This is a genomic window from Steroidobacter sp. (assembly GCF_036402275.1).
Classification (GTDB): domain Bacteria; phylum Pseudomonadota; class Gammaproteobacteria; order Steroidobacterales; family Steroidobacteraceae; genus Steroidobacter.
On the sequence record NZ_DASWTF010000055.1, the window covers coordinates 45,831 to 60,652 of the forward strand.

A 14,822-nucleotide genomic window follows, 5' to 3' on the forward strand; every position below is an offset into this window, starting at 1 on the left:
CTGCTGGCGACATTGGGCCGGCTGGAGCGGCAGCGCTTGACTGCGGACTTCGAGCGGGTCGAGCTGTGTTCCGCAGATGTTATCTGCGGGTCGTGCGAGCGGATAAGGCACGTGTATTTCCCGACCGATGGCATCATCTCCTTGGTAACCACGCTGCGCGACGGATCGCGTCTGGAGGTCGGCAGCATCGGTCACGAGGGCATGCTGGGTTCGTCGCTCATCCTGGGCGTCGACACATCCGCGCAGCATGCGATAGTTCAGCGGTCTGGTACGGCGTGGCGGCTCGGCGCGGCCGTGTTTCAGCGGCATTTGCGTAAGAGCTTCGCTCTGCGCCGGCTGCTGAACTGTTACATGTACGTGCTGATGGGACAATTGGCCCAGACGACGGCTTGTTCGCACTATCACCAAGTGCGAGCGCGTCTGGCACGGCGGCTGCTCATGAACCGTGATCAGGTGCGCGGCAATCAGTTTCATGTCACCCAGGAATTCCTGGCACACATGCTCGGCGTGCGGCGGGTCGGGGTCACGAATGCCGCGAACGCGTTGCGAGAAGAAGGTTTGATCGATTACCGACGTGGTGCCATCACTATCCTGGACGGGGCTGCGCTCGAACTGGCGTCGTGCGCATGTTATCGAGGAGCAAACGAAATGTATGAGCGTGCTTTGGGCTCATTGTCCTCGCCGAGGCCTCGTCGCGCCGACCAGGCAGCAACTCGGCGGACGGCGCACAAGCTCAGTAACTGAGCGTGCGATTCGTATTAGCGCCGAGACTGGCGCCTTCATTTTCCCAAGTCCTCACCGCAGCTCTTTGCTGCCGATCGTCCGGCCCGGGCTGGTCGGCGGGCTTACGGTCCGCGGCGGAACTGCTTTCGGTTTCGCTCCGAGCGTTGCACATGGCATTGATCCATGGGTTCTGGCGCCAGCCGGCGTAGCGCCGGCCCGGTGTAACCCAGCGGGTTCCAATTGTAGAGTCGGCGTTGCCGCTCGCGGTCAGTCGAGTTGGAGCGATGCCTCGTCTCATCAGATACGTCCTGACAGCATCGGCGCGGCGAGTGGACAAGGCTTGATCGTATCGATACCTGCCCGCACCCGCATAACCATCGATCGCTACGTTGCGTGCCGGATGCTGCTCGAGAAACTCGGCCAAGGCATCGAGCCGACGATGACCCGGGATGCTCAATCCAATGGCATTCGTGTTGGCTTCGGTCTGGGAGTCTGCGGCGCTGACTGGCCCACATACCGCGAGCAATACCGCGCCTGCCACAGCGAGGGCGACAACAGGCAAACGGCGATCGGGCGAGGGACTCTTGTTCGAAAGCGCAACTGTGCGCTGGAATCTCGCTGCCGTCGGTGCGGTACCTAACCGAGCGCTGCCGGCTCTGCAGTATTCGCCACTGCGCAGACACAGGATTGCATCCGGTTCCATCTGCATCCAAGATGGTCCGGATTCGCAACAGCCCCCCGCTACGGTTACACCCCGCACCGCGCTTCGGCGCGTGCCCAGTAAGCATGAACGAAAGCCGGCTCTCGGACCTGGCCAGGTTGCCGCCAGAGCCTGTGGATCGGCTGACCCATCCGTTCGGCAGGTTCCTGCGCATCGAGACGCTCGGCGGCGTTGTTTTGTTGGTTGCCGCGCTCATTGCGTTCGTGCTTTCCAACTCTCCCTGGGCGCACACCTTCGCTGGATTTTGGGAGTCGCCGGTCGGGCTGCGCCTTGGCCCGATCGAGTTCGTACGCTCGCTACGAGAGTGGATCAACGATGCCCTGATGACGGGGTTCTTCTTCCTGGTTGCGGTCGAGCTCAAGCGCGAGCTGGTGCTGGGCGAGTTGAGCAATGCGCGCATAGCGGCCTTGTCGATCGCCGGTGCGCTGGGCGGCATGATCATGCCTGCCACGCTGTATCTGCTGCTGCAAGCCGGCCAGGCCGGCGGCGCGGGGTGGGGCACTGTGATGGCGACCGATACCGCGTTCGTCATCGGCTGTCTTGCGCTGCTGGGCCGACGCGTCCCCCCGGTCTTGGGCGTGTTCATGCTCTCGCTGGCGATTGTCGACGACATTGGAGCAATACTCGTCGTGGCCGTTGGTTACAGCGACCAGATCGCCTGGTTGCCAGTCGCATTCGCCGTCGTATGTATCGCAGGCATAGCTGCCCTGGCGTGGGTAGGAGTGCGCAGCATGCCGGCGTATTTTGTGATGGGCGTGCTCGTCTGGCTCGCCATCGATGCCTCGGGCATTCATGCCACGATTGCGGGAGTCATTCTCGGGCTGCTGACACCGGCTCGCCGATGGGTGAGTGATGAACGGCTGTACGCGATACTCGATGAGGTGGTCGCGCATCCGGATACCGCGGCGGATAGCGGCGATACCAAGGATCGGGAGACGCTGCGGCTGGCGGCCACCGCCGCCCGCGAAACGCTGCCTCCAGTCGAACGCATCGAGATTGCTCTGCATCCCTGGGTGAGCTTCGTCGTCATGCCGGTGTTTGCACTCGCGAACGCCGGCTTGCCGATCGCTTTCACCGATCTGGAGAGGTCGCTCACGACAACCATCTTTTTCGCGTTCGTCGTTGGCAAGCCAGCAGGAATACTGACGTTTTGCTGGCTGGCCGTTCGCACGGGAATCGCAGCACGTCCGCCCGGACTGAGCTGGGGACTACTGGCGGGCGGCAGCGTGCTTGGCGGCATCGGATTCACGATGGCGCTCTTCATCGCCGGTCGCGCGTTCGACCAACATCTGATCGATAGCGCCAAGGCGGGGATTTTCGCGGCATCGATCGTCTCGGGCGCACTCGGTCTTGCGCTGTTGGCGTGGGTGTCGCGCAGAAATTCGAGATGCTGAGCAGGCATGTACTGCGATCGCGCCGTCGAGAGCGCAATGTTCGCTAGCGCACTGATTGACAGATGCCCGTCAGCGCACAGTACCGACAGGTTCTCATATGGAGGGGCACATGAAATTCAGGCAGGCAATGCCAAGCGACGACCGGCAGAACGTTGTCGCGAGCTCTACCGACAGCAATCCCGATCTGATCACGGCGGGCGCGAGGCAGGGCTCCGATCCGAAGCTCGAAGGCGCCAGCGACTCGCCGTCAGGTTGGTCATCGTTATCGATATCGAAGTGGGACCAAGACGAGCCCGTTGACACCCGCTCCGAGAAGATTCGCTTGTGGCGGCGACGAGCGTTGTCGAAGCGCGGGGCACGACTGCACACGCAGATGAGCGCGGATGGGCAGTCGAGTTCTTTGGCCATGCTGGACGAGACGGGAGTCGTGGTCTGCTGGTACGGCAGCCCGGACGGGCGCGATTACACCTCCGAGGAAGTCGTGGACCGTCATTTGTCACAGTTCTATGTCTCCGAGGACATTGGAAAGCGACAGCCGTATCGTGATTTGCGTGCAGCGGTTATCGATGGCCGCATCACGCGACGAGCGTGGCGGCGCCGGCGGGACGGAAGCGCGTTCTTGGGCTTTTTCGACATTCAACCGGTAGTGCTTCGAGACGGACGAGTGCAGGGGTTCAGGTACGTGGCGAGCGCTCCAGCGTGAATACCGAGAGCGCCGGTCTGTCAGCAAAGCTCGTGACCCTCCGGCTGTTTCTGTGGAATTTGTCGGAGGGTCGCTCTGTAAACGGGGTCCACTAGGCGCTGCGGCCCATCTTCAACGCGGCGTTTGCCAGACGTCACTGCTGTAAAGCTTTATCGTATACGGTGCTTCACGATTCGCTGCTGCGTCGACGTGAATGTGTGTACGATAGCGCACAGATCCGGTAGCGCGGAGTCCAAATCGCTAGTGCTCTCCCGATGACGGCAGCTCACGATCCTCGTCAGAACTATCTGCTGGCCGCGTTGCCGGCGGAGGATTTGGAGCGCGTGAGCAAAAATCTGAAACTCGTCGAGCTGCCGCTCGGCGAAGCTCTATATGAATCCGGCAGTCGTCAGCGGGCGGTGTACTTTCCGACGACGGCGATCGTTTCGCTGCTTTATACGTTGGCGGACGGTTCCTCAGTGGAAATTGCCGTTGTCGGCAACGAAGGGGTCATCGGCGTGTCGCTCTTCATGGGCGGCGAAACTACGCCGAGCCGGGCGGTGGTGCAGAGCGCTGGCTACGGCTATCGATGGTCCGGAAAATTTCTCAAACAAGAATTCACGCTCGGTGGACCGATGCAGCATCTGCTGCTGAGGTACACGCAGGCGCTGCTGACGCAGATGGCGCAGACCGCGGTGTGTAACCGGCATCACTCGCTCGATCAGCAACTGTGCCGTTGGCTGTTGCTGAGTCTGGATCGTCTGGTCGGCAATGAGCTGGTTATGACGCAGGAATTGATCGCCAACATGTTGGGCGTGCGTCGTGAAGGCGTGACGGAGGCGGCAGGCAATCTGCAAAGCGCCGGACTGATCAAATACAGCCGTGGCCGCATCAAGGTGCTCGACCGCGCGGGCCTGGAGGCACGGACCTGCGAATGCTATGCCGTGGTCAAGAAGGAATTCGATCGCCTGCTGCCGGCCATTACTCACTATTGATTCAAGTGGCTGTCCGCGCGCCGGCTCGCTTCGAGCTTGCGAATGTGCGCGTAGCCGACAAGCTCCTTGGCCCGCTCGTCCCAAAAGCGGAACTTGAGCGATTGCAGGCTCGACAGCAGCGACAGCGACGTGACCGCCGCGAACCTCGGATCGCTTTCGTGGCACTTCTGCAGGTTGTAATTGGGAATGCGCGGGCTGAGATGGTGAATGTGATGAAAGCCGATGTTCCCTGAGATCCATTGCAGCACCTTCGGCAGCTTGTAGTAGGAACTGCCGCGCAGCGCGGCTGCCGTGTAGTCCCATTTGTCGTTGCGTTCCCAGTAGACGCCTTCGAACTGATGCTGGACATAGAAGAGCCACAGGCCGGTCGCGCCAGCCACGGTCATGGCGATCGATTGGATGAGCAAGTAAGAGGCCAGGCCGAATATCGAGCTCAGCAGCGTCGTGCTGATCAGCAGTGTCGCGTTCAACCACCACACGGAGTGGCGTTGTCGCCGTTGCGCGTTCGCGGACGCAAAGCGCTGCTTGATCACGAAGACGAACAGCGGCGCGAGCACGAACAAGATCAGTGGATTACGCGTTAGCCGGTACTGAAGACGTCGCTGGCGCGATGCGCTCAGATATTCCTGGACCGTCATGGTCCATACATCGCCGGTTCCGCGTCGATCGAGATTGCCGGCGCTGCCGTGATGAATGGCGTGCTCCCAGCGCCAGTGCTGGTAGGGGCTGAACGTCAAGGCGCCAGCTATGAAACCGACAATGTCGTTCGCGCGCCGGGAGCGAAAGTAGGAGCCGTGCGTGCAGTCATGGAAGATGATGAAAATGCGCACCAGCAACACGCCCGATAGAACTGCAAGCGGCACAGTGAGCCACAGCGAGGCCTCCAGTACCCAGTACATCGCGAACCACAAAAGAAAGTACGGCAGGAATGTGTTCGAGAGCTGCCATAGCGCGCGCTTCGTGGAAGCGGTCTGATGTGCCACGAGCACGTCTTTCAAGTCGGCCGTATGCGAGCCCTCGCTTTCGCTGATGTGACTCGCGACTGCTCCAGGCGCATGTGCGCTTGCAGGGTGTTCCGATGCGACAGTAGTGGGCATTATCGGCTCTCGGAGAGATCCCGCACGAAAAGGGTCAGCGTAGAGAGGGTGGCTGCTTCGTCCTGTTCGCGGGCGAGCAGCACTGCTTTGTACGCCTGGTAGCGTGTCACTGCCTCGCTCGAGAGCGTGGAGACGGCAAGCGCGTCGATGTGAGCAAGCGGCAACGGGGTGTCTGCCGCACGTTCCGCCGGGGGTTCAGCGCCATGAGTTGGCGATGCGTCTTTCGGGGCGGCCCGGTCATCGGGTCCATTTCTTTCTTCGCAGTTCATGTCCTTGTGCTCGCAATGTTTCACTGAACGTGGCGATTGAGAATGCGCCGGCGCCGCGTTGCCATCGGTGCGGTGGCGCACATATACCGCATCGTTCGAGCGGGTTATCGCGTCAATGGCCATGTCATCATGACGAGCGGCACACCCAGCACGATGACAAGTAAAGACAGCGGTGCACCGAGGCGTGCGTAGTCACTAAACTTGTATCCACCCGGTCCCATCACGAGCGTGTTGCATTGGTGCCCTATCGGTGTGAGGAAGTCACAAGCGGCTCCCACAGCAACGGCCATGAGGAATGCATCGGGCTGAAAGCCAAGACGGCTAGCGAAGCTCACGGCGATCGGCGCCATTACCAACACGGTCGCGGCATTGTTCAAGAACGGGGTCAGCGCCATGGCTGCCGCCATGATCAAGGCGAGCGCTGCGTAGGGAGACAGTGAATGAGCGATGTTGGAGAGCCCGGTCGCGATGAGATCCGCGCCTCCCGTCGTACGAATCGCCTCACTCACGGGGATCAGAGCGCCGAGCATCACGAGCAATGGCCACTGGACGGTCGCATAAGCCTCTCGCAATGAGAGCGAGCCAAACAACACCACGAGCAATGCGGCGCCAAAGAACGCCAGCGCGACCGGCAATAGACCGGTGCCCGCCAACAACATCGCGCCCGCCAGAACTGCAATCGGGATCACACCGCGACGGACACTGCCGAGCCTGATCTCGCGGGTTGCCAGCGGCAGGCAGCCCAGGTCGCGCAACAGCGCGGGCATACCGCCGAGCGAACCTTGCAGGACGATGATGTCTCCCGCACGAAGCCTGATATCACGCAGCCGCTCGGTGAAGCGCTGGCCACTGCGACTCACCGCGAGCAGGTTTACTTTGAATCTCGCATGCAAAGCCAGACTTCCGACAGCCTGATCGATGAGCAGCGAGTCAGGACCGATCACCGCTTCGACAGCGCCGATCTCCTCATTGGCCTTGTCGCTCCTCGTGCTGCGTTCCTCGCCTTCCAGTTCGAGGCCCAACCGCGCGACCGCTTGCTGTAGAGCTGCCGGCTCCCCTTGCAGCAGCACGATATCGTTCTCTCGCATCACCATATCGGGCAGCGGCGATGTTTTCAGGCCGTCGCGAACGACAGTGGTCACGGCGACCTCCGGGCCTGCGGATCCACGCAGGTCGGCCATTGTCTTGCCGGCAATCGCTGACTCGGCCCGTACACGGCCCTCAGTGAGATAGTCATGAATATCCATGGCTTCGGCCAACGTCGGTGCTCCTGCGCGATCGAGCGGCAGCAGTCGGTATGCGATTGCGAGAAATGCGATCCCGGCGGCGGCGAGCCCGACACCGACGGGTGCGAAGTCGAACATCGCGAACGGCGCGCCCGTGATTTCGGAACGCAAGCGCGAAACGATGATGTTCGGCGAGGTGCCGATCAGGGTTGCGAGTCCGCCGAGCAATGAGCCGAATGCCATGGGCATCAGAAACACCGATGGCGAGGTTTTGGAGCGCTTGGCCATCTGGAAAGCCACTGGAAGCATCATTGCAAGTGCGCCGATGTTTTTTACGAATGCAGACAGCACGGTCACGGTGGTGACCAGCAGAACGAGCTGCGCACGCGTCGAGGTGATCTTCGGAGCGAATGGATGCAGGACGGCTTCAATGACGCCGGAGCGCGCCACTGCCGCACTGACCAGCAAGGCGCTGCCCACGATGATCACGATATCGTCGCCAAAGCCGCTGAAAGCAGCCTCGACGGGCACCACGCCGACGACTACGGAAGCGAGTAGGGCGAGACCGGCGACAAGGTCATATCTCAGGCGTCCCCAGACGAATAGCGCCATCATGCCCGTGAGGATCGCGAAGGCGAGCATCTGGTCCAACGTCATGGTTTTCTTCCGCGACCGCGCCAGGTCCGGCGTTTGCGTTCGGCAACCAGCGCAGCGAATGCTGAGTCAATCACTTGTCTGGGGGAAAGTTCCTGCCAGGAGCGCTGTACGTGCACCAGGCCTCACACAACTCGAACGCGTGGACTATGTTCGTTGGCGCACGGACGCCGTATGACATTGATTACACACTGCAGGTTGTTGTCAGGATCACTGAAGCGCCGCATGCGTCAATGATTGAAGGGGTGAACACGTGAGCAAGGGGCAGGACCGAAAGAAAGATCAGAAGAAAAAGCCGGCCAGGACTTTCGACGAGAAGCGTGCGGCGAAGAAAGTCAAAAGGGCGGAGCGAGCGGCGGCACGCCGCTTCATATAACAAATGCGTGCTGGGTCAGGGGAGTCAAGTCCTGCAGTCGGAGCGCCGGCGGCGCTCCGACTGGTTGTCGCTGCTGTGTTTACAGCGGGCGCCGAGTCGAATTCGTCGGAATAGCCGGCCGATCACTGTTGGTCGCTGCGCGCCCGTCATCGACTTCATCGGCACTGGTCTCGCTCGCGTCGCTGGAGCCCCGAGTCACCTCGCCACTGAATTCCGGCCGGACGACTCTTGCAGAGGCGCGCGAGTCCTTGGGAACACTGGCTTCACTCGTGGAGCTCACGTCGGTTGCGCCGGCTTCTTCGAGCGCTCGCTTGGCACGCGACCGTTCGTCGCCATTCTCCGTGTGCGCCGAAATCAGAATATTGCCTGCCCGAACCTTCCCTTCGTACTGCTTGGCCTCCAGCTCAGGAATGCCCAGTCCGATCAGGGCGCCGATGAGGCCACCCGTTGCTCCGCCAACGGCTGCGCCGCTGAGGGCGCCCATGATGGGACCGGCCGCTATCAGAGGCCCCACGCCGGGAATTGCCAGCGCGCCGATGCCCGCGAGCAGACCCAAGGCGCCGCCGACGCCCATACCCGCGAGTCCGCCTGTCGTCGCGCCCTCGGGCGCTTTGGTGTTCTTTTCATGGGCAAAGTCGCGCGTGCCTGCCTTGTCCGGAAAAAGAACCGAGATGTCTGATGTCTGAATCCCCAACGACTGAAGCCGGGTGACAATGGATTCGGCCTGCTCAGGGGTGCTGGCAATGCCATAGACTGCGTTCTTCATACAAGATTCCTCGATGTTAAAAAATTCAGGGGCGCTTCGAGCTCAGCGCGCAATGGAAATTTCGTTGCGTACCTGCTTGCCTGTCGCCGCTTTCATCGCCAGCGCTTCGACGCGCTTCTTCTCGTCGGCGCTCTCAACCGGGCCGCGCAGGGTTACGACATCTCCGTCGGTAACGATCTTGATGTTGTGCGCTGACGTTGATAGCGACTTGTCGTCCAGCACGGCTCTGCGAATGCCGGCGGTCACTTCAATCGCGTCCTTATCGCTCGATTGATCGACCGGCGTCTTCGCATCCGTGTTCCGGTCTGTCGCGTTCGCCCGGGTGTTGTCCGCCGCTTCGCGCTTACTTGCCGGCTCGGTCGTCTGCGCATTCACCGCGGTGACTGTGAGTAGTCCGGCAAGTAGCGCGGTCGAAAATGCAAATGGTTTGAACATGGAGAGGTCCTCGCGGATGGCTGAGATCGAGATGACCGCATGGAGAACCTCCCGTGTGGCGAACTAACGGCCGGCAGGAGGTGAAGTTCCTGTTGCGCACTCGGTCCGGCGGCGAGGCGCCGATGTTTGTTCCTCGAGTAATGGCCTCGGCAGCCCATCTGTTTCGCTGTAGTAGCCTGCCCGAGCTGCACGCTCAGGACTTCGGCGGCGGAGAGTCGCAGGCCTTGCGCGCGGCCTGCTGTCGCTGCCTTTCTTCGTTTCTCTTCTTCTGCATGTCTTCGCGACGCTTTTTTTTGATGCCTATAGTTTGGGGTTTTGTTCAAGAGCGCACATGAAAAATTGTCGAGAGACGTCCCGCGCGGCCATGTGGCCGCGTTCACGGGGATCTCTCGAGTGGCGTGTCACGTCCCAGTATGGCGCACACCTGACCACCTGCTCCTCACGGTAATTGCTACGCAGACTCGGCTGACTGTCGCTCAGCTGCACGAGGAGCAGCGGGGCAGAGTTGCAGGGTCTGTACCGCCCGCAGGCGGCGCTCCAACGTAGCGAGCTCCGCTGCGAGATCCAGGAGTCGTTATCTCGGTCTCTTGCCCATGCGGCGCTGATTCAAACGCTCGACCATCGCTTCGACTTGCGAGAGTACGTCTACGTGCTTGCCTGCTCGCAGTCCTGCGATGGTATTCGCACCTTGGGAAATCACATACCGATGCCACATTGAATCGCCGCCATCCGGCGCGGGTGCGCGAACGATCTCATCGACGCGGAAAGGCTGTTCGATCGACAATGTGTCAAGCTTGATCATGGATTAGGCTCCGCACTTCGCCTATCAGCGAGAGCCCGGGACTGGAGTCCCGGGCCATCCCGAATCACCAGCGTCGCTGGCTGCCGCCGCGAGGTTTGTCCTGCGCCTCATTGACCTTGAGTGCGCGGCCGCCCATGTCCTGGCCGTTCAAGCCCTGAATGGCGCGTGTTGCGTCGGTGCGAGGCATTTCGACAAATCCGAATCCGCGAGGTTGCCCGGTGTCGCGATCATTGATCAATGCAACCGACTCGACCACGCCATGTTGTGAAAACAGCGTGCGTAAGCTGTCTTCCGTGACGGAGAAGGGCAGATTGCCAACATATATCTTGCTCATTCGTAACTCTCCAAAAGAATGCGTTCGATCGAATCGAAGGAACGTTAGTAGACATGGCAGCGCCAATGAAGCTGCCTGCAAGGTTCGAGAACGATTCGATTTAGATCGAGTGGTCGGGAAGCGCCGAACGGCGGTGACCAGACTAAGATAAAGAGAAAGGTTACGAGCCGAAGTCACTATACATGCTGATTGACGCGCGCGCTCGATTTTCTTCCGAGGCCCGTGCTTACTGCGAATCTCTCAGCGCGATCGTGAATGCTCCGCGGCGGGCAAATTCGCTGAAGCTCTGCAATTGTGCATGCAACGATTGCTCGGCGATCGTCCCGCTCGCGCCCTGCAGTTGGACGTGCGTTCGAAGCATGCCTGCGATGAACGGCGACCGTCTCGCTCGGTGCAGCGCAGCCGCCCATCGCGCGCCGTCATCGGCTTCGACACGCTTGCTGTCCTGACTGTCGCCGGGCTGATAATCATGCTTGATCGGGTTGAGTCGCGCGCGCTCGCCATGCTGGGGCAGGTAGGTGGTTCCTGTGGCGTGCCACCCGAACGTCCGTCCGAGATCGCGGATGAAATTCCAGTCCGCCAGGGAGCAGATGAATTGTTCATCGCCGCTCGTTCTGGACAGTTCCACGACAATGCCCGCTTGCAGTGTCTCCTGCTGGTTCGTGCGCTGCTGCGACCTCATGTCGTCACTACGCCGGTATGGCGAGACCTGCCGTGTGCCGTGGTCCTGCTTGAAGTGGGCGGGCGAGATGTTGTACCGGCACCCGCACGACTCGCGTCACGTGCGAATACCCCAGCAGCTCGTCGTCGCTCAGCAGGATGCTCTGCATGATGGGCACTCCCCAGAATATTTCTCCGGCGGGGCGGCGTCGCCAACTGCGCTGCGTATCCACACCATACTTAGCCGCGATCGTTAGGTGGCGCGCGGGAACGTGTAATGCGACATCATCGGGTAAATAGAACTGCGACACATGCCGACTCAGGGCGCCTGGATCATAGGGGCGAGCACGTGGCAAGTCGTCGTGCCACGAAATCACGATGTCGTGCCGCCAGCACACGGTGGCGCCAGTCCTCGCAGACCTGCGGAGCGATGTTTGCATTCGAGATAAACGCCCCAATGCGGTCTGAAAATGTTCATGAAGTCTCCGGCAGTCTGATGAAGGAAATTGGATGCGCGCGAGGAGAAGGCAGGTTGAGCCACGTCTCGAGCGATACGTAGCGCTGCGCGGGTGCCGGAGATTCTTCGCCACCGGATGCGGACGATTCCGCAATCTCGAAGTAGTGTGCGCCCTGGCGGACAAAATAGATACAGATAAATGAATAATCGCGCCGTAGGCGGCCGGCTACGCCATGCAGAGGGCGTTTTCCTCGGTCATTCTGTTCGGCTGGGTGCGGCTCTGAGCGCTGAGCCGCAGAGTATTACGGAGGAAGGCTCAGAGTAGCCAGATAATGAACGCGCATTGACATAGGTGTGCCGCCGAAAACTCAACATCGCAGCGCTGATGGTTCATGCAATTATCTCGTTGAAGGATGCAAAGCAACGATGTGCCGGCGTACGGCGGCCATGAGCTGAGTTGATGTGTACGGTTTCGCCAACACCGGCACATCCTCGAATCCCGCTCGCTGCTCCTTCGAGACATGTCCGCTCGCAAACAGAAACGGAATGTGGCGGTCGCGAAGTGCCGCAGCTATTGGCAGTGATCGCTCTCCGTCTCGAAGATGGATGTCCAGCACCGCACCGTCGATTGTCGAAGCTTCGATCAGCTCTAGAGCGCTCGCCACCGTGGCTGAGGGGCCAACGACTTGCCAGCCTGCATCCGCAATCTGTACTGCAGTCTCGCTCGCTATCAGCCACTCGTCTTCGACGATGAGCAGCCTCAATGCACATGGATTCGTCATACACGCACGCACTGATGCTGCGGAAGGTTGACACTAGCTTGCCAGCGCCCTGGGCCAGCGCAATCAACTGTGTTGTCTTTGCGCTGGAAATCTCGTGCTTGACGTAGGTTAATGAGGCAGTTTAGTGCGATGAGTGCGCCGTCAAGAGTTGCGAATCAGCCGCTGAATGCTCGACACGAGTGCTGACGCGTCGGTGGGCTTCTGGTAGCTGAGAATGTGCTCAAATCGCTTCGGAATGGCAGATCGGTCGTAGCCAGTGGTGAAGACAAACGGCACGCTGCGCTCCGTCAGTGCGTCGGCAATTGCAAATATCATCTCGCCCTGAAGATTTGCGTCGAGAATTGCAGCGTCGATCTTCGGCTGCCGATCGAGCAAAGCAAGTGCGTCCGTGACGCGGGCGACAGGACCCAGAACCACGGCTCCCGCCGCAGCAAGTTCGACTTCAAGCTCTTCGGCGACCAGATATTCGTCTTCTGCGACGAGAACACTACGGTCGCGGAGCATCGGTTCAGCCATTTGAGTTTTCCTCGTGAGTGCTGGTCGAGACCGGAACCGAGATCGTGCAAAGGAGGCCGCCGGCGCCCAAGTCGAAGTAGACCTTCGCGCCAAGCTGATATGGCAGCGCTCGCTCGATCAAGTCGCGGCCTTGGCCTCGGCTTGGGATCGCCCGGGCGGTTTTGCCCGAAGTGACTACACCGTCCTCTCGCCACTCGATGTGCAGCCAGGGGATGCCGTCGGCCGCCTTCGGTTCGAATCGCCAGGCGATTGCGAGCGAGGCTTGCGGCTGACTGAGCGCGCCGTATTTCACCGCGTTGGTCGCGAGCTCATGTAGCGCCAGAGCCAGAACCTGTACGGTCGACGAGCGCAGCCTCACGCCTCGCGGACCATCGAGCTTGACCCGCTCGGCAAATCCGTCCATGGCCGCGAGCTCAGAGCTCAGCAGTTCATCGAACGTGACCCGGTCCGTGTCTTCCAGCCGGGACAGCAAGCTCTGCACGCGCGCGAGCGCACGTAGACGATCGGCGAACCGAGCCTTGAAGTCCGGCAGATCCTTGCTCGCTCGGGCCGTCTTGTCGGCCAGGGAGTGCACAACCGCGATGAGATTTCGCGTGCGGTGCTGAAGTTCGCCGACAAGGATTTGCTGCCGTTCCTCCGATTCCCGCCTTGCAGTGACATCTTGACCGATCTTCATGAAGCCAGTCACTGCGCCATCGGGGCCCCTGAGCGCGGTGGTCTGACCATCGATAAAGACACGGGTGCCGTCCTTGCGAACGTGCCAGCGAACATTTGGGGCTTTGCCCTCACGACGAGCTGTATCTACTTCATACTCGGGTTGGCCCGCCGCCTGATCCTCGGGAGTGAACAGTATTTCAGCAGGCTTGCCCAGGATCTCTTCCGCTGTCCACCCCAAGATCGAGGCAGCGCCGGGTAGCCAATCGGTGATCTTGTCCTGCTCATCCGTGAGAACGATTGCGTAATCGCGCGCGTTCTCGACTATGAGCCTGTATCTCTCAGTTGTATGAGCCAGATCGCGGGCCTTGTTCATCCGATCGATCACTGGGCCGAGCACCATGGCGTAAGTGCGCAAAAACTGAATGTCCTCCTGCCCGAACGCGCGTGGCTCTCGCAGGTCGACCTGCAGCACTCCATAAGGCTCGCGCCCTGGCAGCAGGATGGGCACATTCACAAGCGCCACGACGCCGTGTTCCCGCATGAATCGAGGAAAGGTAAATCGTTTTTCCTTCTCGATGTCAGCACTGATGAGAGGTTCACCGGTCCTGATCGCATGGGCTTCTGAAGACCGCTCATCCAACTGAACGCGGGCGTGTCCTACGATGCCCGCGTTCCAGCCGACACCGGCGCGGACCAGGGCGGTGCCTCGCTCACGTTCGATTTCCAAGACCTTTGCCAGGTCGGCATTAAGGGCGGCGGCGATCAAGCGGCAACCTTCCGTCAGGATGGCCTGCAGGTCGTCATTGTCGAGCACGAATTGGCCGAAGTCCGCCAATACTTGCTGACGGTGAAGGAGCTCCGTTGCATTGATCATTGCCGTTCGCTCCGGAGGTGCTGACGACGATCCAGCCGAGCAGTATCCAGCATGCAGAGGCGGACATTTGAGAACACTGTGGCTCAAACGGTACGTTCCCACTATGGGTTCCCTTGGTCACCTCGTGCCCGGTAGCCTGGGTCTTTTCAATTTATCGGGCCACCTTTGGAGTGTTCAGCACCAAGCTGCGGCATCGGAACAATCCTGCATGAGCGTACAATCGTATGAGTGCTTACCCCCGGCTGAGCGATGGCTGCCACGATAAACAATAAATCTGAACTGGTATTTTTCACGCACCTTGTCGAGGGCGAGAGCCATGGGGCTTGGTATCGGCTGCTGCCCGCTGACTGCATTGAGATTCTTGCGGGGACTGATGCGAACCCTGCCGTTGGATGGGCGATG

At 60.5% G+C, this 14,822-nt stretch carries 14 protein-coding genes and 1 pseudogene; 4 read left to right on the forward strand and 11 right to left on the reverse strand.

Features of this window, described 5'->3' with window-relative positions; all coding sequences use genetic code 11:
* Positions 1-12: 12 nt before the first annotated feature.
* Complete coding sequence (locus VGD45_RS33315; protein ID WP_331159732.1) at positions 13-744, forward strand: Crp/Fnr family transcriptional regulator; 732 nt, start codon at positions 13-15, stop codon at positions 742-744.
* Here the strand turns inward: VGD45_RS33315 and VGD45_RS34480 are convergent.
* Positions 734-1,432 (reverse strand): OmpA family protein, encoded by a 699-nt coding sequence (locus tag VGD45_RS34480; protein ID WP_414717624.1) that lies wholly within the window; start codon positions 1,430-1,432, stop codon positions 734-736. The genes VGD45_RS33315 and VGD45_RS34480 overlap by 11 nt on opposite strands.
* A gap of 77 nt (positions 1,433-1,509) precedes the next feature.
* Between VGD45_RS34480 and nhaA the strand changes: the two genes are divergently transcribed.
* The 3 genes from nhaA (at position 1,510) to VGD45_RS33330 (ending at position 4,515) form a co-directional block, all read left to right on the forward strand.
* On the forward strand, positions 1,510-2,838 hold the full coding sequence (gene nhaA / locus VGD45_RS33320; protein ID WP_331159733.1) for a Na+/H+ antiporter NhaA: 1,329 nt from the start codon (positions 1,510-1,512) through the stop codon (positions 2,836-2,838).
* Positions 2,839-2,947: 109 nt separating this feature from the next.
* On the forward strand, positions 2,948-3,541 hold the full coding sequence (locus tag VGD45_RS33325) for a hypothetical protein (protein WP_331159734.1): 594 nt from the start codon (positions 2,948-2,950) through the stop codon (positions 3,539-3,541).
* Between the two features lie 254 nt (positions 3,542-3,795).
* Entirely contained in the window at positions 3,796-4,515 is a 720-nt protein-coding gene (locus VGD45_RS33330; protein ID WP_331159735.1) for a Crp/Fnr family transcriptional regulator, read from the forward strand.
* Here VGD45_RS33330 and VGD45_RS33335 read toward each other — a convergent pair.
* From VGD45_RS33335 to VGD45_RS33380, 10 genes and pseudogenes are all read right to left on the reverse strand, one after another.
* Positions 4,509-5,612, reverse strand: a complete 1,104-nt coding sequence (locus VGD45_RS33335) for a fatty acid desaturase (RefSeq protein ID WP_331159736.1) — start codon at positions 5,610-5,612, stop codon at positions 4,509-4,511. The two genes, VGD45_RS33330 and VGD45_RS33335, sit on opposite strands and share 7 nt — an antisense overlap.
* Entirely contained in the window at positions 5,612-6,004 is a 393-nt protein-coding gene (locus VGD45_RS33340; RefSeq protein WP_331159737.1) for a hypothetical protein, read from the reverse strand. Before VGD45_RS33340 ends, VGD45_RS33335 begins: the two co-directional genes overlap by 1 nt.
* Complete coding sequence (locus VGD45_RS33345) at positions 5,986-7,764, reverse strand: SLC13 family permease (protein ID WP_331159738.1); 1,779 nt, start codon at positions 7,762-7,764, stop codon at positions 5,986-5,988. Before VGD45_RS33345 ends, VGD45_RS33340 begins: the two co-directional genes overlap by 19 nt.
* Before the next feature lie 626 nt (positions 7,765-8,390).
* A pseudogene (locus VGD45_RS33350) lies at positions 8,391-8,903 on the reverse strand (hypothetical protein); the annotation flags it as partial.
* A gap of 42 nt (positions 8,904-8,945) precedes the next feature.
* Positions 8,946-9,338, reverse strand: a complete 393-nt coding sequence (locus tag VGD45_RS33355) for a BON domain-containing protein (protein WP_331159740.1) — start codon at positions 9,336-9,338, stop codon at positions 8,946-8,948.
* Between the two features lie 574 nt (positions 9,339-9,912).
* Positions 9,913-10,140 (reverse strand): hypothetical protein, encoded by a 228-nt coding sequence (locus VGD45_RS33360; RefSeq protein ID WP_331159741.1) that lies wholly within the window; start codon positions 10,138-10,140, stop codon positions 9,913-9,915.
* 64 nt (positions 10,141-10,204) lie between these two features.
* Positions 10,205-10,474, reverse strand: a complete 270-nt coding sequence (locus VGD45_RS33365; protein WP_331159742.1) for an RNA-binding protein — start codon at positions 10,472-10,474, stop codon at positions 10,205-10,207.
* Positions 10,475-10,700: 226 nt separating this feature from the next.
* Positions 10,701-11,156, reverse strand: coding sequence for a hypothetical protein (locus tag VGD45_RS33370; protein WP_331159743.1), 456 nt, complete (start codon positions 11,154-11,156; stop codon positions 10,701-10,703).
* A 1,358-nt stretch (positions 11,157-12,514) separates the two neighbouring features.
* Entirely contained in the window at positions 12,515-12,889 is a 375-nt protein-coding gene (locus tag VGD45_RS33375; protein ID WP_331159744.1) for a hypothetical protein, read from the reverse strand.
* Positions 12,882-14,420, reverse strand: coding sequence for a sensor histidine kinase (locus tag VGD45_RS33380; protein ID WP_331159745.1), 1,539 nt, complete (start codon positions 14,418-14,420; stop codon positions 12,882-12,884). Before VGD45_RS33380 ends, VGD45_RS33375 begins: the two co-directional genes overlap by 8 nt.
* Between the last annotated feature and the right edge of the window lie 402 nt (positions 14,421-14,822).

Coding starts and splice junctions, on each gene's coding strand:
- VGD45_RS33355 (WP_331159740.1), bottom strand. CDS start 9,338: ATGTTCAAACCATTTGCATTTTCGACCGCGCTACTTGCCGGACTACTC.
- VGD45_RS33340 (WP_331159737.1), bottom strand. CDS start 6,004: ATGGCCATTGACGCGATAACCCGCTCGAACGATGCGGTATATGTGCGC.
- VGD45_RS34480 (WP_414717624.1), bottom strand. CDS start 1,432: ATGCAGATGGAACCGGATGCAATCCTGTGTCTGCGCAGTGGCGAATAC.
- VGD45_RS33345 (WP_331159738.1), bottom strand. CDS start 7,764: ATGACGTTGGACCAGATGCTCGCCTTCGCGATCCTCACGGGCATGATG.
- VGD45_RS33325 (WP_331159734.1), top strand. CDS start 2,948: ATGAAATTCAGGCAGGCAATGCCAAGCGACGACCGGCAGAACGTTGTC.
- VGD45_RS33380 (WP_331159745.1), bottom strand. CDS start 14,420: ATGATCAATGCAACGGAGCTCCTTCACCGTCAGCAAGTATTGGCGGAC.
- VGD45_RS33370 (WP_331159743.1), bottom strand. CDS start 11,156: ATGAGGTCGCAGCAGCGCACGAACCAGCAGGAGACACTGCAAGCGGGC.
- nhaA (WP_331159733.1), top strand. CDS start 1,510: ATGAACGAAAGCCGGCTCTCGGACCTGGCCAGGTTGCCGCCAGAGCCT.
- VGD45_RS33360 (WP_331159741.1), bottom strand. CDS start 10,140: ATGATCAAGCTTGACACATTGTCGATCGAACAGCCTTTCCGCGTCGAT.
- VGD45_RS33335 (WP_331159736.1), bottom strand. CDS start 5,612: ATGCCCACTACTGTCGCATCGGAACACCCTGCAAGCGCACATGCGCCT.
- VGD45_RS33375 (WP_331159744.1), bottom strand. CDS start 12,889: ATGGCTGAACCGATGCTCCGCGACCGTAGTGTTCTCGTCGCAGAAGAC.
- VGD45_RS33330 (WP_331159735.1), top strand. CDS start 3,796: ATGACGGCAGCTCACGATCCTCGTCAGAACTATCTGCTGGCCGCGTTG.
- VGD45_RS33365 (WP_331159742.1), bottom strand. CDS start 10,474: ATGAGCAAGATATATGTTGGCAATCTGCCCTTCTCCGTCACGGAAGAC.